The sequence below is a fragment of the Rhodococcoides fascians A44A genome, from assembly GCF_000760735.1.
Classification (GTDB): domain Bacteria; phylum Actinomycetota; class Actinomycetes; order Mycobacteriales; family Mycobacteriaceae; genus Rhodococcoides; species Rhodococcoides fascians_E.
Window position 1 is genome coordinate 1183207 of sequence record NZ_JMEX01000008.1, and the last position, 26352, is coordinate 1209558.

Annotated in this window: 22 protein-coding genes and 1 pseudogene; 6 read left to right on the plus strand and 17 right to left on the minus strand. The window is 65.1% G+C overall.

Annotation, left to right across the window (positions count from 1 at the left end; genetic code table 11):
- Window positions 1-143 precede the first annotated feature (143 nt).
- From BH95_RS17910 to BH95_RS17965, 12 genes are all read right to left on the minus strand, one after another.
- A complete protein-coding gene (locus BH95_RS17910; RefSeq protein WP_037160472.1) occupies window positions 144-1112 on the minus strand; it encodes a cutinase family protein in 969 nt (322 codons plus the stop codon).
- Window positions 1113-1123: 11 nt separating this feature from the next.
- Window positions 1124-1666, minus strand: coding sequence for a DUF732 domain-containing protein (locus tag BH95_RS17915; RefSeq protein WP_033189339.1), 543 nt, complete (start codon window positions 1664-1666; stop codon window positions 1124-1126).
- Window positions 1667-1819: 153 nt separating this feature from the next.
- The gene (locus BH95_RS17920; RefSeq protein ID WP_019667129.1) at window positions 1820-3646 is read right to left on the minus strand and encodes an alpha/beta hydrolase-fold protein; all 1827 of its coding nucleotides are present in this window, start codon (window positions 3644-3646) and stop codon (window positions 1820-1822) included.
- A 329-nt stretch (window positions 3647-3975) separates the two neighbouring features.
- Entirely contained in the window at window positions 3976-4989 is a 1014-nt protein-coding gene (locus tag BH95_RS17925) for an alpha/beta hydrolase (protein WP_026348134.1), read from the minus strand.
- A gap of 315 nt (window positions 4990-5304) precedes the next feature.
- Window positions 5305-6297, minus strand: coding sequence for an alpha/beta hydrolase (locus BH95_RS17930; protein ID WP_170949283.1), 993 nt, complete (start codon window positions 6295-6297; stop codon window positions 5305-5307).
- Window positions 6298-6523: 226 nt separating this feature from the next.
- On the minus strand, window positions 6524-8386 hold the full coding sequence (zomB, locus tag BH95_RS17935; protein WP_037160475.1) for a flagellar motor control protein ZomB: 1863 nt from the start codon (window positions 8384-8386) through the stop codon (window positions 6524-6526).
- Entirely contained in the window at window positions 8361-9269 is a 909-nt protein-coding gene (locus BH95_RS17940) for a decaprenyl-phosphate phosphoribosyltransferase (protein WP_037160477.1), read from the minus strand. The genes zomB and BH95_RS17940 overlap by 26 nt, the downstream gene beginning before the upstream one ends.
- Complete coding sequence (locus tag BH95_RS17945; RefSeq protein WP_052059503.1) at window positions 9266-9802, minus strand: phosphatase PAP2 family protein; 537 nt, start codon at window positions 9800-9802, stop codon at window positions 9266-9268. Before BH95_RS17945 ends, BH95_RS17940 begins: the two co-directional genes overlap by 4 nt.
- Window positions 9780-11687 (minus strand): glycosyltransferase, encoded by a 1908-nt coding sequence (locus BH95_RS17950; RefSeq protein WP_037140687.1) that lies wholly within the window; start codon window positions 11685-11687, stop codon window positions 9780-9782. The genes BH95_RS17945 and BH95_RS17950 overlap by 23 nt, the downstream gene beginning before the upstream one ends.
- Entirely contained in the window at window positions 11684-12943 is a 1260-nt protein-coding gene (gene glf / locus BH95_RS17955) for a UDP-galactopyranose mutase (protein ID WP_371828324.1), read from the minus strand. The genes BH95_RS17950 and glf overlap by 4 nt, the downstream gene beginning before the upstream one ends.
- Before the next feature lie 146 nt (window positions 12944-13089).
- Window positions 13090-13824 (minus strand): precorrin-6A synthase (deacetylating), encoded by a 735-nt coding sequence (gene cobF, locus BH95_RS17960; protein WP_033189344.1) that lies wholly within the window; start codon window positions 13822-13824, stop codon window positions 13090-13092.
- Window positions 13821-14621 carry a cobalt-precorrin-4/precorrin-4 C(11)-methyltransferase gene (locus tag BH95_RS17965; protein WP_033189345.1) on the minus strand — a complete coding sequence of 267 codons (801 nt, stop codon included), beginning with the start codon at window positions 14619-14621 and terminating at the stop codon, window positions 13821-13823. The genes cobF and BH95_RS17965 overlap by 4 nt, the downstream gene beginning before the upstream one ends.
- Before the next feature lie 193 nt (window positions 14622-14814).
- On the opposite strand from BH95_RS17965, the gene BH95_RS17970 reads away from it, so the two are divergent.
- Window positions 14815-16887 carry an N-acetylmuramoyl-L-alanine amidase gene (locus BH95_RS17970; protein ID WP_020111797.1) on the plus strand — a complete coding sequence of 691 codons (2073 nt, stop codon included), beginning with the start codon at window positions 14815-14817 and terminating at the stop codon, window positions 16885-16887.
- 291 nt (window positions 16888-17178) lie between these two features.
- On the opposite strand, the gene BH95_RS17975 is transcribed toward BH95_RS17970, so the two are convergent.
- The gene (locus BH95_RS17975) at window positions 17179-17772 is read right to left on the minus strand and encodes a TetR/AcrR family transcriptional regulator (RefSeq protein WP_037183369.1); all 594 of its coding nucleotides are present in this window, start codon (window positions 17770-17772) and stop codon (window positions 17179-17181) included.
- A gap of 142 nt (window positions 17773-17914) precedes the next feature.
- Here BH95_RS17975 and BH95_RS17980 point away from each other — a divergent pair, with 142 nt between their 5' ends.
- Window positions 17915-18403 (plus strand): nuclear transport factor 2 family protein, encoded by a 489-nt coding sequence (locus tag BH95_RS17980; protein ID WP_037183370.1) that lies wholly within the window; start codon window positions 17915-17917, stop codon window positions 18401-18403.
- Window positions 18404-18732: 329 nt separating this feature from the next.
- Here the strand turns inward: BH95_RS17980 and BH95_RS17985 are convergent, their stop codons facing one another.
- Entirely contained in the window at window positions 18733-19566 is an 834-nt protein-coding gene (locus BH95_RS17985) for a Cof-type HAD-IIB family hydrolase (RefSeq protein ID WP_037183372.1), read from the minus strand.
- 76 nt (window positions 19567-19642) lie between these two features.
- Between BH95_RS17985 and BH95_RS17990 the strand changes: the two genes are divergently transcribed.
- Both BH95_RS17990 and BH95_RS17995 read left to right on the plus strand, forming a co-directional pair.
- The gene (locus BH95_RS17990) at window positions 19643-20743 is read left to right on the plus strand and encodes an RNA polymerase sigma factor (RefSeq protein WP_037183374.1); all 1101 of its coding nucleotides are present in this window, start codon (window positions 19643-19645) and stop codon (window positions 20741-20743) included.
- Window positions 20744-20775: 32 nt separating this feature from the next.
- Window positions 20776-21519 (plus strand): CPBP family intramembrane glutamic endopeptidase, encoded by a 744-nt coding sequence (locus BH95_RS17995; protein WP_019667113.1) that lies wholly within the window; start codon window positions 20776-20778, stop codon window positions 21517-21519.
- A gap of 19 nt (window positions 21520-21538) precedes the next feature.
- Here BH95_RS17995 and BH95_RS18000 read toward each other — a convergent pair.
- Window positions 21539-22275, minus strand: a pseudogene (locus BH95_RS18000) (lysophospholipid acyltransferase family protein).
- Between the two features lie 4 nt (window positions 22276-22279).
- The gene (locus tag BH95_RS18005; RefSeq protein WP_033189350.1) at window positions 22280-23020 is read right to left on the minus strand and encodes a lysophospholipid acyltransferase family protein; all 741 of its coding nucleotides are present in this window, start codon (window positions 23018-23020) and stop codon (window positions 22280-22282) included.
- Window positions 23021-23101: 81 nt separating this feature from the next.
- Between BH95_RS18005 and BH95_RS18010 the strand changes: the two genes are divergently transcribed.
- Both BH95_RS18010 and BH95_RS18015 read left to right on the plus strand, forming a co-directional pair.
- Window positions 23102-23947 carry a hypothetical protein gene (locus tag BH95_RS18010; RefSeq protein WP_244165028.1) on the plus strand — a complete coding sequence of 282 codons (846 nt, stop codon included), beginning with the start codon at window positions 23102-23104 and terminating at the stop codon, window positions 23945-23947.
- A 31-nt stretch (window positions 23948-23978) separates the two neighbouring features.
- On the plus strand, window positions 23979-24401 hold the full coding sequence (locus BH95_RS18015) for a hypothetical protein (RefSeq protein ID WP_033189352.1): 423 nt from the start codon (window positions 23979-23981) through the stop codon (window positions 24399-24401).
- Window positions 24402-24403: 2 nt separating this feature from the next.
- Here the strand turns inward: BH95_RS18015 and BH95_RS18020 are convergent, their stop codons facing one another.
- Window positions 24404-26320, minus strand: a complete 1917-nt coding sequence (locus tag BH95_RS18020) for an amino acid transporter (RefSeq protein ID WP_037183378.1) — start codon at window positions 26318-26320, stop codon at window positions 24404-24406.
- Between the last annotated feature and the right edge of the window lie 32 nt (window positions 26321-26352).

Here is a 26352-nt window from a genome sequence, read left to right on the forward strand (position 1 = left end):
CCAGCGCCAATCGCCAGCTGGTCCAAGGCGCCACTCTATCTGCTCACGACATGGGAATACACTTCGCGGGGTACGCCGGGACCACCTTTGTGCGTATTCCTCAGGTGCCCCGAGGCGACCTTGTGAGAACTACACGGGGTGCATCAGGAGTGCGGAATCTCCGGCGCCGACGAGATCAACCCGGCCGCCCAGCCCGCCGTCCACTGCGTCGACGTCGTGCCTGCATCGTCGACGACGAACGAGTTGTACGACGCGTGGACCGGGTTGCCTGCCGCACCCGCGAGGATGCCGATGCTCTGCGGAATGTTGCGCAGCGACAACCCTTCCGAGGGTGCCGCACAGATGAGGTCGCCCGCCGCGCAGATCTGATTCACGCGGTCGTTCAACGCTCCGAAACCGTCCGGACGCGCACCCGTCATCGTGATTCCCGGAAGGTCGAGACCACCGAGCGCGACCTCGGCACCGACGCCGTCGACGGGCGGTCCGATATCTGTTCCCGACGTGCCGTCGCGCCTACCGTCGGCGATCAACGTGACACCGAGGACCTTGTCCGCGGCGACGGGGCCGTTGCCCGCACCGATGTCGGCGGCGATGTCCCCGGCGATGACCGCACCCTGGGAGAAGCCGGCGAGAACGTAGCTCGTCAACGGGCAGCGATCGCTGACGCGAGCCAGTTCGGCTCTGGCCGCGGCGGTGCCTTCGGTCCTGCTGTTGTTGTAGGACTGTTGCCCGTCCGGTGGGAACGCGATCGGGTTGGAGAACTGAGCGACGTACGGAACCGTGTACACGCTCGCCCGCGACGGATCGAACTGTTCCTGCAGCGGGCGGGTCACGTTCAGCATCAGCGACGCCGGGTTGGCCGTCGGGTTGTACGGATCGTCGCCGACGGCCGACTCCCACGTTCCCGGAATCGCGATGACCGCGACGTCGGCGCAATCGGCGGGCTGCGACTGCGGCTGATCGGGCCCTGGCCCCGGCAGAGGCGACGGGATCTCCTTCGGGAGACGTCCGGCCAGCAGGTACCACAGGGCTACGACGATCAGCCCGAGAACGACCACCCCTGCGAGCAGCTTCGGCAGCAGCCTTCTCTTGCGCTTCGTTCGATTGGCCATCGACGTGTCCGTCAGGCCTTGCAGATGGTGTTCTGAGCGGACGCGATGTAGACCTGCGCGGTCTCACCTGCCTGCTCCGCGGACACCTGGGTGCCGGCGGCACTCGCCTCCACACCGACGTTGGCGGTCACGAACGTCGCGATCTCGTCGGCGGGCACGCCCTGGGACTGGGCGGAGCAGATGTACGACGCCGTCGAGATGGCGATCTCACCGTTGCCCGCAACTGTGACGCCCTGCTTCTCGAGCTCGTCGAGGAACGCCTGGCCCCGCGCGTCGACGGGTGCCTCCGTCGGCCCGGGGAATCCCTCGGGCACCGGCTGCGGCTGCTCCGGCGGTGCGGTCGCCGCATCGCCGGGGCTGGTCGTCGGAGCCGCACTCGACGTCTCCTGCGACGAGGTTGCCTCCGCGCTGGTCGTCTCCGCCGCCGTGGTGGTCGACGACGTGGACGGTGACCCGGTCGCGGTGGAGTCGTCGCTACCGCAGGCGACGAGCAGGCCGCCCGCGGCGACGCTCAGTACCGCCAGGGACAGTGTCCGGGAAAGAGAAGTGCGCATGATGGAGAGTCCTTCGACGTTTCGTTGGGACCATGACCCGGAGGTCGATGGGTTCACGACCGGGCGGCCGGACGGACGACGACAAACCGAGACGCTACCGACGGCCACTGAGAGAACTCTGAGGGACCCTGCAGGAGCCGACGTGCCGCGACGTCACGGCGCGATGGTCACCTTGCCGTCCTTGACGGTGATGATGCCGAACTGGAAGTTCTGCTGGATTCCGCCGCCGTCCATCTCGAACTGATCGCTCGTGACGTAGCCCAGCCGGCCGGCTTCGTAGCCGACGCTCTTCCACGCGTCGAAAATCTCGCCGTTGCGGATCGCCCAGGCGCCGGTCAGGGGGCTCCAGTAGATGTTGCCGCCCTCGAACTCGTTGAACCTGCCGCCGTCCCTGATCGGGCCGAGCTCGCTGGTCTTCGGGAAGCCGAGTGGCCCGTTCTCCCACCCGATCTGACCGTACTTTCCGAGGATCATGCCCTGCACGGAATGCGTACCGAGATCAGGGTTCCAGTACATCGCACCGATCTCGAATCCCTGGACCGCGCCGGGCTTCGACGGTGTGGCGACCTCGTCGAGCACCGGGTAGCCGAGCGGCCCGGCCTCGTAGCCCTGGCGCGCCCATTCGTCGAGGATGGCTCCTCGTACGGCGTGCGCGCCGGTCTGCGGCGTGAAGTAGACCATGCCGTTCTGGAAAGCATTGGCTCGTCCGCGGCCGTCGGGGGTTCCGAACTCACCGGTCTTCGGGAAGCCGAGGGGACCCGCAGGCCCACCCGAACCCTGGTAGTTACCGCCGATTGCTCCGGCAACGACCTGAGCGCCGGTGTCCTGGCTGAAGAACACGCGACCGAACCGGAAGTCCTGTGCACGGCCACCCGCGACGTTGTACTCCGCCGTCAGGCAGTCGCCCAGCCAGGAGTTCGCTCCCGCGGCGTTTCCGATTGCTCCGGCGACGCTGCACGACGGCTTGTCCGCCTCGACGTCGAGCGCGCTCGCGAGCTGCGGCCACAGTTGCTTGAGCTCGAACTCCCAGTACTCCCAGGTGTGCAGTCCCGACGGGCGGTAGACCACCTGAGCGGGGATGCCGAGTTTGTTGAGCTTGGTCGCGAACGTCTGCGACGTCAGGCGGGACAGGATCTCGAGGCCCATGCCGGCGTAGTTGGAGCTGACGCCGGGGATGCCCGACGGCGGATCGTACGGTCCGGCAACGCCGTTGCCGCTCGAGACGTACAGGCTCACGCCCTTCAGCTTCTCCGCGAGAAGGTACGGATCATGTTGTGCCCACAGGTCGTTCGACGGTGCGCCCCACATCGCCTTGGAGTCGAAACCACCGGCGTCCGCCATCGCGTACTGGATTGCCTGCGGCATTCCGAGGGTCGTGGTCGTCAGCATTCCGGAGAGCGACCCGGCGAACTTGAAGAAGCCTTCGTTACGAGCAGCGAGGAACATCGCAGCGGTGCCGCCCATCGACAGGCCCACGACGCCGCGGGTCTGGTTGGTGCGCCAGCTGCTTTCGAGAATCGGCGGGAGTTCCTTGGTCAGGAACGTCTCCCACTGGTAGTTCTTGCCGTTGTCCTGGTCCACCCAGTCCGAGTAGAAACTCGACTGCCCACCGACCGGCAGGACGACGTTGACATTCTTGTCCGCGAAGTAGGACTCCGCGTCGGTCTCGGCGGTCCAGCCGTTCTCCATGTCGGTGGCACGCAGACCGTCGAGCATCCACACCGACGGGAACGTCGCCTGGGGGTTGATGTTCCAGTCACGAGCGAGCAGGAGCTGAACCTGGATGGGCGTTCCCATCGACGGGGAGTCGATCCAGAGGGCCACGCGGCGGTCGGACAGCCAGTCGACGGCCGTGACGCTCGCACCGGACGGGGCCTGAGTCTGCGACGGCGCGGTCAGGGCCGTCGGCGCGGCCTGAGCGATGCCTGCGGCTCCGAACGGGGAGATCAGCGCAGCAGCGACGACTGCAGCCGTCGCCATCCGGCGAGCTCCTGCTTTCGTGGATTTTGCTTGCCAGGCCGCCGTTCCGGCCGTTCGACCCCGGCCGAACCTGTTGGACCCAGTACGCATGGTGGTGACTCTCTTTCTCTTACCTGATCAAGTCCGCACCGAACGCATGAGTCGCAGACTTGTAGTTCTCAAGTCTTTCTACACGCGAAGTGCGTCGGTCAGGCCGAGGCTCGCTGTGACTGATGGTGCAATTGTGAATCAGGAATCGTCGAGATCCCGACGACACTGCTGATCGAGGCCGGAAACGCACCGATGCCGCCCTGCGCACGGCAGGACGGCATCGGCGAGAGAAGCACAGGTCAGGCGTTCAGAGCCTCGAGGATCTGGCCACGAGCCTTGAACAGCTCGGCGGACCAGTAGGGCCAGCTGTGAATGCCGTTGCTCGGGAAGCTGAAGGTAGCCGGGATTCCGAGCGTTGCCAGGCGGACCTGGAATGCGCGGCTGTTGGCCAGTGCGAGAGCTTCCAGGGCCATGCCGTTCGCGGTGTTGTAGAAGTCGATCGGGGCGCGCGGCTTGTCGAACTCACCGGGCAGACCCGATGCGGCGGAGACGTACAGCGACAGTCCACGAAGCTCGGGAGCGAACACGAACGGATCGTTGCGCAGCCATGCCGGGCTCCACGGAGGTCCCCACATGGAGTCGACGTTGAACCAGGACTGGCTCAGCATCGCGACACGAATGGCTTCACGCATGCCGGGAGCGGAGATGTTGAGGTAACCGGAGAACGAGCCGGCGAACTTGAACTGATCGCGGTGGTACGCGGCCAGCGTCAGTGCAGCCGAGCCGCCCATGGAGATTCCCAGAACGGCGTTGTTGGAGCGCGAAACTCCGTAGCCCTCGAGGAAGGCAGGCAGATCCTGCGTCAGGAACGTCTCCCACTTGTAGGTGACTTCCTGGCCGTTGAGGTTCGACGCCGCGTACCAGTCGCTGTAGAAGCTGGCCTGGCCACCGACCGGCATGACGAGGGTGACGTCGTCGCCTGCGAACTGATCCTGGGCGTTGGTCTCGAAGGTCCACGCGTTGCGATCGTCGCGGGCGCGGAGGCCGTCGAGCAAGTAGAGGGCGGCGTTGCCACCGCGAGCGGCCCACTGGACCTGGACCTTGATCGGGCCCATTTCGGACGGTACCCAGAGATCTTCACGTCCACCGGCAGGAGCCTTGTGCACGACCGCGGTGGGCGCTGCAACTGCTGCTGCTCCACCGACGACACCGGCTGCGAGGGGAAGGACCAGCGCTGCTGCGCCGAGTCCGAGCAGTCGCTGCCGCCATCGTTTGGTCACACTCGGTTTGTTCGAGGGGCCGGAAAATCGCATGGATCGTGCTCTCTCTCGTTCTGCTGCGGTCTCCGCGATCTGCGGCCCCCGGCATTCCAACAGGGCTGTCTTCGGCCCCGTCGGGCCGTAGTACTGGGTATGAAGTTGTGAAGCGCACACGTCCAGTGGACATACGCACCGAAGGGAGGTTATTCCACTCCTTCGCCCCGAAGCAAAACTGTGATCTGCATCTCGTGCTTGCTTCGAGGGCGGTATCAGACTGTGACACTATCCCGCGCGACCGCCGCAGGCCACCCTGTCAAACCAGTGATTTCTCACAAAACAAGGTGGCCTGCGGGTGTCGAGCGGGCTGAATCAGCCGATGTTCGCGCTGAGATCCGGTGCCATGATGTGCGCCTGCTCCTGCCAGTAGCCCCACTGGTGGGTGCCGACGGCAGGGAACGCATATGTGACATTGTTCGCACCGATGCTCGCCATGCGAATCTGGAACGCGCGGCTGTTCGCCAGTGCGATCGCCTCGAGGCCCATTGCATTGCCGGTGTTGTAGTAGTCGATGAAGCTGCGCGGGCGGTCGAGACCACCGGGCAGACCACTACCTGCGAAGACCCACACTCGGGTGCCGTTGTCACGCAGACGCGGAGCGAAGACGAACGGGTCGTTGCGCAGCCACGCCGGATCCCACGGAGGTCCCCACATGGCGTCGATGTTGTAGCGACCGGAATCCAGCAGCGCCACTCGCATGGCCTCGCGCATTCCGGGTGCCGAGATGTTCAGGTAACCGGACAGCGAACCCGCGTAGGAGAACTGATCCGGGTGGTACGCCGCCAGCGTCAACGCCGCGCTTCCGCCCATGGAGATGCCGACGACGCCGTTGCGGTTGGGATTGAACCCGAGACGGTCCCGCAGGTTGTTGCGCAGGTTCTGCGTCAGGAAGGTCTCCCACTTGTACGTGGACTTCTGACCGTTGAAGTTCGACGGCGCGTACCAGTCCGAGTAGAAGCTGGACTGTCCACCGACAGGCTGAACGACGTTGATGTTCCACGACGCAAGGTAGGCACCTGCGTCGGTCTCGTGCTCCCAACCGGAGATGTCGCTGGTGGCGCGGAGTCCGTCCAGCAAGTAGACGACGCGGTCGGTGTTGCCGTCGGCCGCACGCCAGATCCTGCTCTTGATCGGGCCCATGCTCGAATCGGTCCAGAAATCCTGGGCACCGGGATCGAACGCGGCACTGGCGGTCGCACCTGTTCCGACCACGGCCAGACCGAGCGGCAGTGCAACAGCCATCACCAGAGATGTAGCTATCCGGCGGAGGCGCCCCCCGGCACCCTTCTTCGTTCTACCCAGCATGCAATTCGACCTCTCAGCAGTGTCGGTGAACCGTGCAGTCTCTGCACGCAACACCCGTTTCGGCGGTCATGCCCCTCCTTCGACGCTCATCGAGAGCGCCGACCCGGCCGACAGACCAGGGGCAGTCACACACATCTTTCGCATACATCGTCCGTGAGGCGCTGTCCGTTACCGAAATGAGATATCCCATCTTGGCGACGAACGGATTGCGACGCGACCCGATCGACTAATTGTGACCTTCCAGAATCGGAGGCTCCAAACCACATCGTTGTATTTCGTACTCGGGAACGCGATCGAACCGATATCCGGCGTAGAACAGCGACCGCTTGATGTTACGAACGAACAATTCCTTCGTCAGCGGGGCCCGGTACGACGCGATCAGCTCCTGCGTATCCGCGCAGGACAGTGCGACTCGCGCCTGCGTCACCCAGTCCTCGTCCATGTACCACGGCAGGTAAGGGTGCTCGCCGACCATCCCGAGATCCGCGACGACCCAATCCGGGTACAAGTTCTTGTCGTGGCCGATGCGGCCGTTCTCCAACCTTTCGGTGTGCGACGCCAGCGGGTATGCAAGACCCATCTGATCGATCACGCGCACGTCGAGGCCGACGTTCATGCTGGTCATGCCCAGGTTGAGGAAGAACACCGTATGGCCGGCGCCGCCGGGAGGAATCGGCAGCGGTGGCGGCACGACGTCCCAGTAGGTGAATTGGGCGCTCGGCAGCAGCAGGCCACCGTCCGGGGTGTTGTCGATGGCTTCCACCATGGCGCGCATGCGCGGATAGTCCAGGTAGTCCGACGCCAGGATCGGATGCGCATGACCGGTGTTGAGCGCGTAGAACGCACGCTCGTCGACGATGCCGGATCTTCCGACGATCGAGCCCTCGGGCATACCCGTCGTGTTCGCCGCGAAGAACGCCCACACGACCGTCGTGACCCACACGAGACCTCCGACGGCGAAGACGACCACCTGACGGACGTCGGACATGCTCGTCGGGACTCGGAGCGGTACGACCGCCACCGGCAGCAGAAGGGTGAAGAGGGCGGGCAACAGGGTCCGTCCGTGCATGAAGTCGCCGCCGACGCGCACCGCGTAGACCAGCGACAGCACGCCACCCACCAGAACGAACACGACGACGGCCGTCGGGCTGCGGAGCCAACCCTGCGCGTCACGGATGGTGCGCGGAACCGTCGGGCGCGACGAGGACACCACACCCGCGAGCAGGAGAAGGATCAGTGGGAGCCACAGCATGTACGGGCCGAGCAGGTTCCACAGGTAGTCGAACCCCTGCGCCCACTTGGCTCCGCCTGCATCCTTGGACACCGCGGTGTTGGGATACGGCAGACCGTAGTAGCCCATCCGCCAGATCTGGTACAGCACAGGCGTCGCACCCGCGACGGCGAAGACGAGGATGCGACTCGGCCAGCTCTGTCGAGCCAGGAAGATCATGACGAGCGACAGACCGGACAGGATCACCAGCTCCGGACGCACCAGCGGGCCGAGGCCGGCCCAGAACGCCAGGAACAGCACGCCCACGGTGCTCGTGTCCCTGGTCGCCCAGCGCACCATCAGCAACCACAGCACGGCGATCCAGAAGATCACCAGGCAGGTCTCGAGCCCGGACGTCGCGAAATCGCGTGCCGGAGGAACCGCGATGTAGACGAGCACCCCGGCCGGAAGGAACGCGGTGATGCCGGCGGTCCACCGACCGGCGCGATGCAGCGTGAACGTTCCGATCATGGCCACCGCGACGGCGGCAGTCGACAGGACGAGTGCGATCGTGAGCACGACGTACTCGAGGCGCACCTCGCTGAGCCAACTGCCCGCGTACACCAGGTAGGTCCAGATGGTGCTCGTGTTCGTCTCGACGCGTTCGCCTGCGTTGAACACAGGCCCGTTGCCCGCCAACAGGTTGCGCACCGTGCGGAGGACGATCAACCCGTCGTCGGCGATCCAGCGCCGTTCCCAGGCACCGATGAAGAAGAGCACCGACGTCACGACGACGCCGACGGCGAAAATCGCCTTGCTCGTCAGGCCCCCGCGTGAAGCCTGCTGATCTACCTCAGCCGGCGACGTATACAGCGACACCGACTACTCCGATCCACGCAAGAGCCAGCACCTGCAGCACCCTGTCGCCGAGCGCGATCTCTTCGGGCTCACCGGCCTGCCCACCGTCGACGTCCACGGCGTAGCGCAGGATCGCGATCGTGAACGGAATCATCGAGATGGCGAACCAGTTCGAGTTCGTCTCGGCGTCTTGTTCGAAGGCCCACAATCCATAGCAAATCACGACTGCCGTGGCGGAGAGCGTCCAGACGAAGCGAAGGTAGGTGGTGGTGTAGTTCTCGAGGGATTTGCGGATCTTCGCGCCGGTGCTCTCGGCGAGCTGAAGCTCGGCGTAGCGCTTGCCTGCCGCCATGAACAGCGAACCGAACGCCATGATCAACAGGAACCACTGCGACAGCGGAATCGACGCGGCGACGCCACCGGCGATCGCGCGCAGCAGGAAGCCGGACGACACGATGCAGATGTCCAGCACGGCCTGATGCTTGAGGCCGAAGCAGTACGCCAGCTGGATCGCGATGTAGACGCCGATGACCAGCGCGAGCTTCCAGTTGGCGATGAACGACAGGCCGATCGCACCGCCCAGGCACACCACAGCCATCGCGTACGCGAGGTTGACCGGAAGGACACCCGCGGCGATCGGACGGAAACGCTTGGTGGGGTGGGCCCGGTCGGCCTCGACGTCCATCGCATCGTTGACGAGGTAGACACCCGACGCCGCGAGGCAGAACACGACGAACGCCAGCGCGACCGGCAGCAGCACGTCGGCCTGCGTCACCGAACCAGCGGCGAGCGGCGCCGCGAGAACGAGAACGTTCTTGACCCACTGACGTGGACGAAGCGCCTTGATCACACCGTCGAGCAGATTCTTCGGTGGCGCTCCGACGGCGGTGGCTTCCTCGCTCATTTGTCTCCTTCGAACTTGCACACTGCGGCTGCAGACAAAGCGCCGAGCGCAGATCCTGCAAGAACATCTGTGGGGTAATGCACGCCGAGCACCAGCCGCGACAGCAACATCGGCGGTACCAGGACCGCAGGCAAGGGTAGCCCCGTCAACCGACCGAGCAACACGGCGGCTGCTGTGGTCGACGTGGCGTGCGAGGACGGGAAGCTGAGCTTGCTCGGTGTCGACACGTTGATCTTCACCGACGGATCGTTGGGACGAGGGCGCCTGATGACACGCTTGACGACTATCGACGCGGCGTGCGCGCCGACTGCTCCGACGGCCACTCCGGCCCACTGCCTGCGCCGGCCCGGGTCGGCGACGGCACCGATGCCGGCAACAGCCACCCAGCCGAGGGCGTGCTCGCCGAAGTGGGACATGCCCCTCGCGACCGACACCACGCCGGGCTGTGCACCGATCGTCGACTGGATCGCCGACAGGATGCGTACCTCGGCGGCGGATTCGGTCTGGTTCTTACGCCTCGTAACGAAAGACACGTTCCCAGGTTTCCTTACTGGTGAGGTGAGGGACGGCGTCGCGGTAGCGACCCTTCAGTTCGGGGAACCGGCGCGACAGTTCGGCTCGCAGCGACATCGCTTCCTTCAGCAGCGCTGCTGCCTTGTCTCGGTCGCGCTGGCGGTAGACGACCCCTCGCCCGTCGGCGGTGGTGACGGTGACGCCGTCCACCTGCGACAGCAGGAACCAGCGAGCGTCGAGTGTCGGGACATTGAGCTGCGGGCGCTCGTGGTGCCGCTCGTGTGCGGGCCGGACATTGTGCAGCAGTCCCGACGCGAGGCGCTTGACCTTCGCGAGCGGGTTCTTCGGCTCGCCGACGGCTCCGACTTCCTCACCGGATGCGTGCGGCAGTTCCGTCGAGGATCCGACGACGACGGCGTCGGGATAGGTCTTGCGCAGTGCGTGCACCTCGCCGAGCGACGTGGGGAGGATGTCGAGGATGTGCTCGGGTCCGGCGAGGAAGTCGCGGATCGCCTTGTTCTGGATCGCGACGGTGGAGTACTCCAGGCACAGCAGGTGCTTGACGGTCGCCTTGACGGTGTCGACCACGATGCCGCGTCCGTTGCCCGGAGCGTGCAGCGCGGCGACCACCAGGCGGTTGCGGAGGTGGAAGTACGCCTGCCAGTCGATGGCGTCGTCCTTGTCGCTCCACGCCATGTGCCAGATCGCGGCACCCGGCAAGGTGACCGTCGGATATCCGGCTTCCCGTGCGCGCAAACCGTATTCAGCGTCGTCCCACTTGATGAACAGCGGCAGCGGCTGGCCGATCTCCTCGGCGACGACGCGGGGGATCATGCACATCCACCAGCCGTTGTAGTCGACGTCGATGCGGCGATGCAGCAGCTTCGACGAGCGCAGCGGGTCCTCGGAGAAATCGTGGTCGTACTCCACGTTCTGAGCGCCGGTCCACATGAAGTTGCCGCGGTTGATCACTTCACCCATGACGTGCAGGTGACTGCGCGCCTGCAGGTTCAGCATCTGACCGCCGACCAGGGTGGGGACCTTGGCGAACCGCGACATCGCGAGCGCACGCAGAATCGAGTCCGGCTCGATCTCGATGTCGTCGTCCATGAACAGGATGTGCTGCGCCGACGTGTTCTTCAACGCCTCGTACATGATGCGGCTGTATCCGCCGGAGCCACCGAGGTTCGCTTGATCGTGGACCGCCAACTTGCCGCCGAGACCGGCTGCGGCCTCGTCGAACCCGGGCTCGTCCTTGGCCTTGCGGGTGCCCTGATCCGGCATGATGACGGCCTCGACGACGTCGAGAACCAGCGGGTCCGAGCCAAGCGCGACAAGGGCTTTCACGGCGTCGGTGGGACGGTTGAACGTCGGGATGCCGACGGCGACGCTCGCCTCACCCGGTGCGTCGATCGGCGCGTACCAGCCGGCGCTCTCGAGAACGACCTCGGAGTCGGAGGTGATGTCGAACCAGATCCAGCCACCGTCCTCGAACGGACCGAGGTCGATCTCGAATTCCTGCGCCGCATCACTCGGGGTCACTTCGCGACCTTCGACGTGAATGCGAGACGCATCGGCTTTGGACCGGTAGACGTCGACTCGGCAGTGCCCGGAAACCTCGACACGCAGCACGACGGACTTCAGGATGCTGTAGCGACGCCAGTAGCTCGCCGGGAACGCGTTGAAGTACGTCGCGAAGGACACCTCGGACTCCGCACCGATGGCGACGGACGTACGCGAGACCGAGTGTGCCCGTCGGGCATTGGTTTTGGCTTCTTCGAGGTACAGGGTGCGTACGTCGAGCGGCTCCCCGGACCGCGGCAGCAGAATCCGCTGCAGCAGTGATTTGCCGAGAACAGGTGCTACGTCGGCGATTCCGTCGTCGAGCAGATGTTTGGCCGTCATTTGTCCCCCGCCAGCGACGCACCGGTCTCGAAATGCGGTGCGAGCGTGTTGTCGTACAGGTTCAGCGCACTGGCGATGGCCATGTGCATGTCCAGGTACTGGTAGGTGCCGAGCCGGCCACCGAACAGCACCTTGTTCGACGCGGTTTCCGCCTTGGCGCGGTTCCGGTACGCCTCGAGCTTTTGCCGGTCGTCGGGGGTGTTGATGGGGTAGTACGGCTCGTCGCCGCTCTCGGCGAACCGAGAGAACTCGCGCATGATGACCGTCTTGTCGGCCGGGTACTCCCGCTCGGGGTGGAAGTGACGGAACTCGTGGATACGGGTGTAGCCGACGTCGCCGTCGTTGTAGTTCATCACCGGCGTTCCCTGGAAGTCACCCGTCGGCAGCACCTCGGTCTCGAAATCGAGTGTGCGCCAGCCGAGTTCACCTTCGGAGTAGTCGAAGTACGCATCCAGCGGGCCGGTGTAGACGATCGGCGCGTCCGGGCTTTCCTTCGTCAGTTCCTCGCGGACATCGAACCAATCGGTGTTCAAGCGAACCTCGATGAGGTCACTGGCCGCCATGTTCTCGAGCCACGCGGTGTAACCGTCGACGGGAAGACCCTCGTAGGTGTCGTTGAAGTAGCGATTGTCGAAGTTGTAGCGCACCGGCAAACGCGTGATGTTGCCTGCCGGCAAATTCTTCGGGTCGGTCTGCCACTGCTTGGCCGTGTAATCGCGGATGAACGCCTCGTACAGGGGGCGACCGATCAGCGAGATCGCCTTCTCCTCGAGGTTCTGCGCATCCTTCGCGTCGAACTCGCTGGACTGCTCCTCGATGAGAGCGCGAGCCTCCGCCGGCGAGTAGTACTTGCCGAAGAACTGAGAAATAAGGCCCAGCCCCATCGGGAACTGGTACGACTGGCCCTTGTGCATCGCGAACACACGGTGCTGATAGCTCGTGAACTCCGTGAATTCGTTCACGTACTCCCACACACGCTTGTTCGACGTGTGGAACAAGTGGGCACCGTACTTGTGGATCTCGATACCCGTCTCCGGCTCCGCCTCCGAATAGGCATTACCGCCCAGGTGGTGGCGACGATCCAACACGAGCACGCGCTTGCCCAACTGGGACGCTGCACGCTCCGCCACGGTCAGGCCGAAGAACCCCGATCCGACGACGATCAGGTCGAATCGGCCGGTCACGGATGCATCGGATGAGGTGGGCTCAGGGCTTACAGCAGTCACGGGCAACCAGGGTATCCGACAGCCGAGCATTCACTTCCCATGGTCACTCCTGCAGGCTCCGCTCCCGACTTCCCATGGTCACTCCTGCAGGCTCCGCTCCCGGCCTCCCATGGTCACTCCTGCAGGCTCCGCTCCCGGCCCCCCATGGTCACTCCTGCAGGCTCCGCAGGTACTCGTCAGCGCCGAGCACGCAGTACGTAGATATCCATCACCCAGCCGTGTCTAGCCTTCAGCTCGGCCCGGATCGACGCGATCTCGTCGATGACGTCGTCGAGAACGCCCGCCACCAACTTTTCATCTTCCGTTCCCAGGTTGGCACCCCAGTAGATGTCCCATGGCCGCGATCCGACCAACTCCCGGCAGGCCAAGCCGCCGTCGAGCATCACGACGAGATTGTCCGCACCCGCCGCGACGTCCTTCTGCAAAGCCCGGCCCGTGGTGATCACGATCGGTCCACCGATGCGGTTCAGCACGATCCGATGCGACGCCGCCAGCATCGACACACTGCTCACACCCGGCGTGACGTCGAACTCCACGCCCAACTGCTCGGCGACACGAATGGTGCTGTCGTAGAGCGACGGGTCACCCCACACCAGAAAACCCACGACAGTGTCCGACGGCAGGCCGTCCAGGACCTCCCGGTACGCGCGCGCCCGGGCCTCGTGCCAGTCGGTCACCGCCGTGCCGTAGTCACTCGGCTTCCGATCCCGCGCCGGGTCCGGCACCTGAACGACGCGGTAGTCCCCCGTCACATGGCGCCGCAGAATCTCCGTCCGCGCCTCGGCCAGATCGCCGACGCCGTCGCCCTTGTCGGCAACGAGAAAGACATCCACCTGCTGGAGCTTCTCGATCGCCTGCACCGTCACCTGATTCGGATGCCCTCCACCGACACCGACGAGATGGGCCTTCATGTCCTGGCTCGATTCGCGTCGTACAAATGAGACTCCACAGCAAGCCTCTCGGGTCGTTCCGCAGGCTCCACTCCTGGCCTTTCGGGTCGTTCCCGTCCGGGCGTGCGGCCGAGGGCCGGGCCGACCAGAATCACCGCTGCTTGTCTCAATCCGGCTGCGTCGACCTGATCCGCGATGTCCGCGAGGGTGCCCGTCAACGTCAGCTGGTCCGGCTTGCTGGCGTGGAAGACGACGACGGCCGGGCAGTCGGCACCGTAGTACCCCGTCAACTCGTCGGCGAGCTGCCTCGTGCGAGTGATCCCCAGATGCAGCACGAGCGTCGACCCGGTCGCGGCGAACGCGGCCAGCTTCTCGCCGTCGGGCATCGCCGTCGAACGGGCATGAGCTCGCGTCAACACCACCGACTGGGCTACTTCCGGGACCGTGAGCTCGACGCGCAACTCGGCCGCAGCAGCCGCGTACGCGGGCACGCCAGGCGTGACGTCCCACGGAACACCCGCTTCGTCGAGACGCGCGGACTGCTCGGCGAGCGCCGAGTAGAGAGATGGATCACCCGAGCACAGCCGTGCGACGTCTTGGCCGCGCTCGTGCGCACCGACGAGTTCCGCGGTGATCCGGTCCAGGTCGAGCTTCGCGGTATCGACTTTCCGCGCGCCCGGAGGGCAGTGGTCCAGAATCGCGTCGTCTACGTAGGTACCTGCATAAACGCATACCGGGCTGGTGCGTAGATGCTCGACGGCTCGCAGCGTCAGCAGATCTGCCGCGCCCGGTCCTGCGCCGATGAAGTGAACAGTCACGGAACAAACCTATGCCGACGCGCCGTGGGCCGGTCAATCCATGAGGTGGCTAACTCTCAAGCTAAGGTTTAGCCTTGTGTCGGATGAGGTTGATGTGACTCCTGTGACAGAAGAGTAGTCAACCTCGAAGCAATTCGCAAGCCTGTTCGAATCGTGTCGGACAGGCACGCACCAACAACCAGGGAGTACCGCCTTGCACCGTCGAACGAAGCCGTCGATCGTTCTCGGCGCTGTCGCCTTGCTGGCCGTCGCGAGTCCCGTGGCGGTCTACAGCATTTCCGGCGACTCCGCGTCCACCGATGTTCGATCGGCAAACGAGACCACCCCTGTGACCGTGCCGACCAAGATCGTCGAAACAGCACTGACTGCGGCACCGGACATCGTCGTTCCTCTGCAGGAACTGACGGGTCTGCCGTTGCCCGACCTGCGCCTGTCCGATCTGAAGTACCTGCCGCTTCCGGACAACATCACCATCCCGCCGATCCAGATTCCCGAAATCCCCGGCATCACCGTGCCGTCCCCGACGAGCCCGTCGGCCCAGGCGCCGGTGCCGGGCCGCAACGACGTCGCGGCCCCGATCGCCCCGCCTGCTGAACTCCCGGCCGGCGACGACCCGGGCGCCCCGCTCGGAGCGGTCGTGAAGGAACTGCGTCAGGACGATCCGTTCAGCATGGTCGCGTTGACGTCGACCGCCGTGGACGGTGCCGTCGCGCAGGTTCGTCGCCAGCTCGACGACGGGTCCTGGGGTCCGTGGATCGCAACCGAGCCGATCGACACCGCAGCCAGCGACGTCGCGGCCGAGCCGGACAAGAAGGGCACCGAGCCCATCTTCGTCGGAGCCACGAAAGCCGTTCAGCTTCTTCTGACACCGCCTGCCACTCCCGCTGCGCCGGCACCCGACGCTGCACCTGCCCCCGCACCCGCGGCGGCACCAGCACCGGAACAGGAGCTGGGATACACCCCGGCATCGGTTTCGAAGCCGCTGCGTCAGCAGGACACCCCGGTGGCGGACGCACTGGCCGACATCAGCGCAGTGTTGATCCAGCCAGGCAGCTCCCCCGCCGATTCAGCGCTCGCCGACATCGCGACTCCGGTCGCGGGCAACGCAGGACCGAAGGTCATCTCGCGGTCGCAGTGGGGCGCCGACGAGTCGATCCGTTGCGCCACACCGACGTACGACGACTTCCTCGGCGGTGCGACGGTGCACCACACCGCCGGCAGCAACGAGTACTCCAAGAACGAATCGGCCGAGATCGTGCGGGCGATCTACGCCTACCACGCACAGACGCTCGGCTGGTGCGACATCGGCTACAACGTGCTCGTCGACAAGTACGGTCAGATCTTCGAAGGCCGCGCAGGCGGACTCGACCGTCCCGTCCAGGGCGCACACGCCGGTGGCTTCAACGAGAACACCATGGGCATCGCAATGATGGGCGACTACTCCAGCGAAGCGCCGTCGACCGAAACCCTCGACTCGGTGGGCAAGTTCCTCGGATGGCGTTTGGGCAAAGCAGGTCTCGACCCACACGGTGAGACGACGATGACGAGCGAAGGCACCAACTTCACCTTCGTCGGCAAGGGCCAGAGCGTCGACCTGCCGGTCATCTTCGCGCACCGCGACGTCGGCAACACCGCATGCCCCGGTGACGGCGCCTACGCCAAGATGGACGAAATTCGCGACATCGCCGCCGCGAACCTCGGCGGCGGAGGAAGCGTCGACACCGCTCCGGCACCGTCCGACACGGAATCCGACACAACCACGGATTCGTCCCTGCCGACCTCCGACGCGAGCAGCACTCTGGGAGAAAACATTCCAGGACTCGTCGACGAGTTGGTTCGCCTCGCCAGTTCCAACCCCATCGCCCAGAAGTGGCTGGCCTCCGGCGGCGAAACCGGCACTCTCGGCACCCCCGTCAGCGGCCTCGTCCAGGTCAAGGGCGGAGGCGAAGCCGCACAGTTCGCCAACGGCTCCATCTTCACTTCCCTTGCCGGCCAAGCCGTTGCCGTGATCGGAAAAATCTTCGAACAGTTCATGGCACTCGGCGGAGAGAACGGCGAACTCGGCTTGCCGACCACCGACGAATACCGCGTCCCCGAGGGTCTGCGCACCGACTTCGAAAACGGTTCACTGATCTTCAACGAGCTCACCGGCATCGTCACCACGGTCATCAAGACCTACAACGACACCTACGAGCAGCAGATGCAGAACCCCGTCGCAGCCCCGATCGAGCCGGCCCCGGCCCCGGAGCCCGCACCGGCACCGTAAATCACCACCCTCAGTCGAGCGGCGATTCGAATCCACCGAATCGCCGCTCGACCCATCTCCGCTCCCTCCCCCACCGACCCCACCGATGACCGACCCCACCGATGACCGAATGAACCGTTCGGTCACTTGGAGTGACCGAACGCCACGTTCGCTCCGGTCGGGGGGGCGAAACCCGCATGCGTACGCGCCCGATGCAATGGATTGCCCGATACTTCGACGATCAGCGAAAGTCCGCCGATTTCGAAAGTATCGGGCAATTCATCTCACTGCGCATGTACCGGCGCCGCTCAGCTACCTGCCTACCGGCAGCAGCATCGACGCGATCGTCGTCAGAGCCTTGACTGCCGATGTGGCGTCGAGCTGGCACTGAGCTTGTACAACAGCGCCATCGATCGCCACTGCGAGCGCTTGTGCCGCGCGGGTTCGGTTGGGGCCCGGCGGAAGTGTCGCTTTGATAGCCCCGACCATATCGGCCTTGTGGCGAGTGGCGATCTCGTACACCTCCGGCAGTTCAGCCCCGATCTCGTTGACACTGTTGATGAAGGCGCATCCTCGGAAGGTATCCGAGGTCAGCCACTCCTCGACTGCCGAGACCACCACGGGCCTGCGACGGTTGCCCGCAGCGTAGCGGTCCAACGCGTCGACGAACCACTCCATCCAACGCCGATGCCGTAGGTCCAGGAACGCCAGGATCAGCGTGTCTTTGCTTGGGAAGTGGCGATAGAAGGTCACCTTTGTGACGCCTGCCTCCGCGATCACTTTGTCCACACCGGTTGCTCGAATTCCTTCGCGGTAGAACAGCCGATACGCGGTGGCCAGTATCCGCTCCCGAGCGGGGAGGGCCGACACGTCGACCTGCGGATCAAGAGTCTGGGAGATGCTCACGTCGCAAGAGTAGACAAATCTGTCCACCGGCGCCACATGCATGTGGACAAGTCTGTCTACATGGCGTACGTTCTTGCCATGTAGACAGCATTGTCTACATGGGCAGAGCACCTCGACCAACCCTCGAAGCGAAGGACGATCAATGACTGCAAATGTGGAAACCACCACGAAGCCACCGGTTCCGCCGTTCAGCGACGAATCAGCGGTACAGAAAGTCAGGCTGGCCGAAAATGCCTGGAACAGCCGTGATCCCGAGGTGGTTGCGCTGGCCTACTCGATCGACAGCGTCTGGCGGAATCGGTCCGTTTTCGTGACCGGCCGTGCGCAGATCGTCGAATTCCTGAGCGGTAAATGGAACCACGAGCACGAGTACCGCCTCATCAAGGAACTGTGGGCGCACAGTGACGACCGTATTGCCGTCCGCTTCGCCTATGAGTATCAGGATGATTCGCGTCAATGGTTTCGAGCCTACGGCAACGAGAATTGGCTCTTCGACGAGGACGGCCTGATGACGCACCGCCACGCAAGCATCAACGACGTGCCGATCGACGAAAGCGAGCGCAAGTTCTTCTGGGACCGGAATGCACCGCGACCGGCGGAGCATCCGAGCCTGTCCGACCTCGGCTTGTGACCTCCTGATGCGCCGCGTTCCGCTCCGTCCGCGCACCAGCCAACCGTCAAGGCGAGGGCGACCGAATGAACCGTTCGGTCACTTGGAGTGACCGAACGTCACGTTCGCTTCCGTCAGGGGGGGCGAAACCCGCATTCGTGCACGCCCGATGCAATGGATTGCCCGATACTTCGACGAACAGCGGAAGTCCGCCGATTTCGAAAGTATCGGGCACTCCGTCCCACCCAGTCGCACCGACCGGCGCCGCCAAAGGGGACCGGGTGAGTGAGCGAATGTGCCGTTCGGTCACTTCAAGTGACTGAACGGCACGTTCGGTCCGGAGACGGAGCTCACCACCAGCGTTCGAGGACTCTGGCCACGCCGTCGTCGGCGTTGGTTGTGGTGATTTCGTCGGCTGCGGCGACTGCTGCGGGGTGTGCGTTGCCCATTGCGACGCCGAGGCCTGCCATGTGCAGCATGGGGACGTCGTTGGGCATGTCGCCGAATGCTGCGATGTCGGCGGCCTGGACGTTGAGGCGTTCGGCGACGAGGGCGAGGCCCGATGCTTTGGTCACGCCGGGTGCGGAGAGTTCGATCAGTCCGTTGTCGGTGGAGAAGGTGATGTCGGCCCGGCCGTCGACGAGGGGTGCCAGGGCGGCCACCATGTCTCCGCTGGACGCGCTGGAGAGCCGGATCAACAATTTCACGGCGGGGACGTCGATGACCTCGGCCAACGACACTTCGGTGTTGTCGGGGTTGAGCCATGCGTGTTCGTAGCCGGGCGAGCTGACGAACTGCGGTGTGGCGGCGTCGTGCGCTGTTTCGCCGACGCGTTCCGCGGCCAGCCCGCAGCCCGGCAGGGCTTGGTATGCGAGGTCGGCGAGCCAGTGCAGCGTCTCCCCGGTCAGAACCTCGGCGTCGAGGATCCGGTCGGTGCCGGCGTCGTAGATGACGGCGCCGTTGGCGCAGACGCACATGGGCGCGAAGCCCAGCTGGTCGACGACAGGGGAAATCCAGCGCGGCGGACGACCCGTCGACAGCACGAACGGTGTGCCGTCGCCGACCATCGCCAGTACAGCGCGTCGGGTGCGCTCGGTGACCTTCTCGCGGTGGTCGAGGAGCGTTCCGTCGACATCACTGGCGACGAGGCGGGGTGCGCGGCTGGTGGTAGGCATCGAGGTCATTGTGCCTGAGGTGGCTCCGGCAGTGCCCGCCGCTGGGTCCCTTAGACTTGCGAACCGACGAGGGAGGGAGCCGACGATGCCCGGGGTGTCCGAGGATTCGCCCGACGCCCGGATCGTTGCCGCGCTGGTCGCAGGCCAACTTTCGGGCCTCGGCGACGCGTACGACAGGCATTCCGGCCACCTGTTCAGCTACGCGAAGGCAATGCTGGCCGACGAGGACGCCGCTGCCGACGTCGTCCACGACACGATGCTCATCGCCGCACGGCGGAGTGCTGTGCTTCGCGATCCGGAACGATTCCGGGCCTGGCTGTACGCGATCGCTCGGGCCGAGTGCCTGCCCCGCCCACGCCGCGACCGGTGCGACTTCACATCGACGATCGCTCCAGATGCCAGCGACGAGGAACGGTCCGTTCAGGAGTTCGTCGCGACGGCGGCAACTGCCTCGAGCGCCGAGCACCGTGAGGTTCTCGACCTGAGTATTCGACACGGACTCGCCGACGCCGACGTCGCCGCGGTGCTGGGGATCGGTACACGTCGGGCGTCGACGCTGATCTCCCGGGCGCGAGAGGAGCTCGAGCGTTCGGCCGGAGCCGGGCAGGAGCGTGTCGCCGGAGCTGCCGCGATTCTTCGGCTGTTTCCGCTGGCAACCGCGCCGTTCGGGCTGCGGGAGAAGATTCTGACCGACTCCGAGATGGGGGTCGTCGTGAACACCACCACTCTCGATCGGACCGACCGACTCGGCTTCCCGACGCACGGTCCGGCCTCCGGGAAGGTCGTGTGGGCGGCAGTCGCCGGCGTTGCTCTGCTGATCGCCGCGGGTATCGGATTCCTGGTGGCAGAGCCCGCGAGCCGCCCGACGGCGCCGGCGCAGGTCGACGTCGCACCCGGCCCCGTCCCGAGGACCATGCCCACCACGACGACCGAACCGCCGTCCCCGTCGCCCGCGGCGCCGACGACCTCCACCGCCGAGGTCGCCACGGTGGTCCCGGAATCGCCTGCTCCCGCCGTCGTACCTCCCGCACCGGCACCCGTCACCACCACCGCCGCCGTCGTGCCGACGACGACTGCCCCACCGGTGACGACCACCGATCCACCCGTCACGACGACCGAACCCACCACGACCACGCCGAACGCTCCCGCGACCACGACGACCCAGTCCCAGCCCGAGAACGGCTGAGTTTCTCAGCATCGATCCGTACACTCGGCGGGATGCTCATGACGCAAGATGCTGCGCGGGCCGCTCGCTGGCGCGGCTTCCACGCCTACCTCGACGTGGCCGTCGTCGTGCTCGTGTTGATCGCAACGAACCTCATCGCGCATTTCACGACGGTGTGGGCCAGCATCGCGACGGTCCCCATCGCTGCCGTCGTTCTCGTCGCCTTGACCCGACGCCGGGGTCTGGGCTGGTCCGAGCTCGGTTTGTCACCCAAGCAGTGGAAGACCGGTTCGATCTATGCTCTCGCAGCCGTGGGGCTGGTCCTCGCGGTCATCGCGATCGGCGCACTGCTGCCGATCACTCGGCCGTTCTTCATGGCCGATCGATACGCAACCATCTCGGCGGCGCTGGTCGCGTCGATGATCGTCATCCCGCTGCAGACCGTCATCCCGGAGGAACTCGCGTTCCGCGGCGTCCTGCACGGCACCCTGGGTCGGATCTACGGGGCGCGCGGAGTGTTCGCGGCCGGCTCCCTGCTGTTCGGCCTCTGGCACATCGCTTCGTCGCTCGGCCTCACCGCCAACAACACCGGATTCAGCAACTTCCTGGGCGGCGGACTGTTCGGCCAGGTCGTGGGCATCGTCGGCGCAGTCATCGCGACGGCCGCGGCGGGATTCGTGTTCACCTGGCTTCGCAACCGAAGCGGCAGCCTCATCGCTCCCATCGCTTTGCACTGGTCCCTCAACGGCCTCGGCGCCCTCGCCGCCGCACTGGTCTGGCACGCCTCGACCAGCTGAGCAGTCGAGGGACAGCCGACTATCCCTTTGCCCTCCGGGCTTTCTCGTCCGCTTCGATGACTGCTGCTTCGTCGAGGGTGGGTGCGCTGCCGCCCAATCGTGCCGGTACCCACCGGGCGCCTGCCGGGTGTTCGTAACCTTGCTGCGCCACGCCGAGGGCGCTTTCCAATCCACTGCGTAGAGCTGTGGTGAGTTCGTCGGGGGTTCCGTGCGGAGGAATTGCTTGTCCGACGGCGATGTGCACGGGAAAGTTGTGTCTACCCAATGCTTTCGGCATGTCCTTGGTCATGATTCGCTGCGACCCCAGATGGCGACCGGAACGATCGGAACGCCCGCTTCCAGTGCCATCCGTGCGGCACCGGATTTGAACGCCTTCAGCTCGAAGCTTCTGCTGATGGTGGCCTCCGGATACACACAGACCAGTTCACCGTCCCGAAGCGCCTGCACAGCAGCGGCATACGACTCGGCTCCGGCTGCGCGGTCCACGCCGATGGCCTTGCAGTGTCGCATCAGGAACCCGACGACGGGATTGCGCTCGAGTTCTTTCTTCATCATGTAGCGAACCCGCCGCTTGCCCTGGCGCGCAACGAGTCCGACCTGCATGAAGTCGAGATACCCGGTGTGGTTCACGGCGAGTACGACGCCGCCGCGGCGCGGAATGTTCTCGGTTCCCCGATAGGTGATGCGTAGGCCTTGCACGGCGGTGATCGCACGAACCAACCCGGTCAACGCGGCATACACCGGTTCGCGCGACATGGCGTCAGCCCTCCCTTTTTGCCTTTCTCGCTGCCGCGTCCGCGGCGTCGAGCTTGTCCGCTTCCTCGAGGGTCGGAGCGCTGCCGCCGAGGCGTGCCGGCACCCAGTACGCACCCTGCTCGTGCGGATATCCGTCCTGCAGTTTCAGCAGCATCTCTTTCATCGTGGAATGCAGCTTCTCGGTCAGCTCGTTCGCCGGTCCGACGGGCTCCAACGGCGCGCCGACGGCAATGCGGATGGGAGTGTTGGTGCGGCCCAGCCTCTTGGGGAATCCCTTGGTCCAGACGCGCTGCGCACCCCAGATGACCGTCGGGATGATGGGAACACCTGCTTCGATGGCCATGCGTGCCGCACCCGATTTGAATTCCTTGATCTCGAAGCTGCGGCTGATGGTCGCTTCCGGGTACACCCCGACCAGCTCGCCTCTGCGTAGATCCGCGACCGCGGCCTTGTAGGACTCCGCGCCCGCGCCGCGATCGACGGGAATGTGCTTGAGCGACCGCATGATGGGACCGGAAATCTTGTTGTCGAACACTTCCTTCTTGGCCATGAAGCGGATGTAGCGCTTCACCCGCCGAGGCGGCAGCCCGGCATAGGTGAAGTCCAGGTAACCGGTGTGGTTGACGGCGATGACCGCGCCGCCACTGGCAGGGATGTTCTCCTCGCCCTCCACCTCGAACTTCAGGCCTTGGGACGCGAAGACGACGCGGGCGATGCCGATGACAGTTCGGTAGACGGGTTCCACAGTCGGCTAGCGTAGTCGTATCGGGCGGTCGCGAGAAGAACGCTCTGGGGAGAAGCCGTGAACGGGGAAGGTCAGCTGAACATGAGTTCGCTTAGCAGAATCGCTCGTGCCGGTGCAGGGCTGCTGGGGGCAGTCCTGGTACTCACCGCGTGCGAGGGTGACGGCCAGCAGGGCATCCCCACCGATCCACCGTCGGCACCCACGACGGAAGAGACGACCACAGCGACGACCCCGACGACGTCAGCGACGACGACCACTCCCGGACCGCCTCCAGGACCCGCCGTCGGCGACGTTCCGGGCAATCCGCAGGCCGCGTCCGCACTGGGGGCGTTCCTGGCCGACCTGGAAGCCGGAGGGCCGCCGGCTGTGACGCCGACGTGTTGGACCGTGCCGCCGACGGACATTCCGGTGCGATACTCCGACGTCGCCTCGATCGTCGACGCGGCCGGTCAGCCGGGCGTCGACGGTCAGTACGCGGTGACGTGGACCGGCCCGGTGTCGACGGTGTCGATCAAGCGCAGCGAGATCGCCTCCGGTTATGCCTGCCCGAGCGTCTACCCGACCGGCACCGCACCGGTGTTCACCGACCTCGACGCGACGTACACCGTCGAGCGATACCTCGGGCGATTCACGGGAGCGCCGGTCGACCCCGCCGACCTCGAAGGCGACTACCCCCTCGTCTGCGACACCCGCCCGACGTGGGATCCGCAGGGAACAGGCGTTCCCACGCCCGCGCCGCTGGCGAACAACCCGGGCAGGCTCACGGGGTCGGCGTCCTACAACCCGGCGAGCGTCTACGTGGCCTTCACCAACGGGGACTACAAGACGGTGTACGCCGACGTGACCAACGTGTCGGGATTCGAACAGAACCAAGTGTTCACACTGGCCATCGGGGCCAACGGGTACTGCATAGGCGACATCGCCTGACGCAACGTCCACGAACGGGGGGTACGACACGATGCTGGGGATCGACACCAAGATACTGCTGCTGCTCGCCGGGCTGATCCTGCTGTGGGCACTGGGCCTCGGCGTGTGGAAGTACCGCCAGATGGCGACGTCGCCGACGGCTCTGGCCCACCCTTACGTCGACATCGCACACCGCGCTGCTCTGATGTACTCCTTCGCGACCCTGATCCTCGCAGCCCTGGCAGAGTTCTCCGGTTTCCCGACGGCCGTGAATCTGATCGCCGGACTGGTCGTCACCGTCTTCTTCGTCGCAGCCATCGCGAGCTACATGGTCCACGGGCTGTTGCGAGACACGGACAACCAATTCGAGAACCCAGTCCACGGCACCCACGCCTTCATGTGGACCCTTGCCGTCGCCGAAATCGGAGGGACCGGGGTACTGGTTGCCGGCTTCGTCGTCGGGCAGTTCTTCTAGACCTACCCGACGTGCACGTTCGGCCTTCGGTCTCGGTCGGGTTCCGCCCGGCGCAACACTTCTCGGGTCACCGGAGCGACTTCGCCGACGCCGATGAACAGGAAACGCAGTAGGTTCACCAGCGGATTGCCCTCGGACCATTCGAAGTAGACATCGGGGCGTACATCGGTGACGTTCCTGATCTGCAGCAGCACTGCGGCAATGGAATTGGGTACGGCCGAGGCGTCGACCCACAGCACCCGATAGTCGCCCTTCTGCTCTCCGTGGACGAGGAGGTCCGAGCTGAAGTCCGAGGCATCCCGGATATTGGCCTCCAGGAACAGGATCGGCTCGTCCGCGGGAATGTTGCTGTCGCGGCGCTGCTGCTCTTCCTTCGCGGCGTACTCCGCGGGGTCCAGATGCCGGGCGTCGTGGCAGACGATGCGTATCCGTCCGCGAGCGGCTGCTTCTTCGATGTACTGCAGCGACTCCTCGTCGAATTCGACCGAATCGGTGCGCAGTTCGAAGGACCTCGTGACCCTCGACCAGAACGACACGGCCATGATCACCAGAATGAAGAACGACGCCACCTTGACGCCGTCGGGACGCTCGAAGATGTTGGTGACGGTGGTGTAGACGAAGACGACGGCGATGACCGAGAAGACCCACATCTGCACACGCTGACGGTTCCGCGCGGCGGAGATCGCGACCGCAGCCGACGCGGAGGTGATGAGTACCAGAACACCCGTCGCATAGGCAGAACTCTGCGCGTCGACACTCGCGTCGAAGTAGAGCGTGACGGCGACCGCGATCAACGAGAACACAAGCACCAGTGGTCGAACCGCGCGAGCCCACTCCGGCGCCATGCCGTACTTCGGCAGGTAGCGAGGAACCAGGTTGAGCAGTCCCGCCATCGCCGACGCCCCGGCGAACCACAGAATTGCGATGGTGCTGACGTCGTAGACGGTGCCGAACACTTCGCCGAGGTATTCGTGCGAGAGATAGGACAACGCGCGTCCGTTGGCTCCGCCGCCGCTCTGGAACTCGTTCTGCGGAATGAGGACCGTGGTGATGATGCTCGACGTCAGCAGGAAGCCACTCATGATGAGAGCGGCCGTGGTGATGAGCCTTCTGGCGTCGCGAATCCGGTTGGGAAGCGCGTCGTCACCGTCGGCGGCGATCTGCGGCATGACGGCGACGCCGGTTTCGAAACCGGACAGGCCCAGTGCCAGTTTGGGAAAGACGATGAGGGCGACGGCGATCATCATGAGCGGGTTTCCGTGCTGCGCGGTCATGGCGTGCTGCCAGTCGGACAGCAGCGACGGATTCTTCGCGATCTCCCAGAATCCGACGAAGACGACGACGAGGTTCAGCGCGAGGAACGTCCCGACGAGAACGACGGCTATTCCGATCGCCTCGGTGAACCCTTTCAGGAAGACCGCGGTGAGCAACGCAAGCAGCACGAGGGTGACGATCACCTGTGCGCTGTCCAGACCTGCTGGCGCGAATGGGTTTTCGATCACGTGCGCCGATGCGTCGGCCGCGGACAGCGTCATGGTGATCAGAAAGTCGGTAGCCGCGAAGCCCAACAGAACGAGCACCAACACCTTGCCGCCCCACTTCGGCAGCAGCTTCTCGAGCATCGCGATGGAACCTTCACCCGTCGGGCTCTCTCGGGCGACGCGCCGATAGACCGGGAGAGCCCCGAACAGCGTCAACACGATCAGCACGACGGTGGCGAGCGGTGCAAGAGTGCCCGCGGCGAGGGCCGCGATTCCCGGCTGATACCCGAGCGTCGAGAAGTAGTCGACGCCCGTCAGGCACATCACTTTCCACCACGGGTGGGTGTGTTCGGTTTCGGTGGGCTTGCGGTACGGACCCAGATGCCCGGATGGGTTCTCGGTCACCTCACCGAGGAACCACGAGCGCAGACGCACCATGCGACAGAGCGTAAACCCGCCGGGCGGCACGC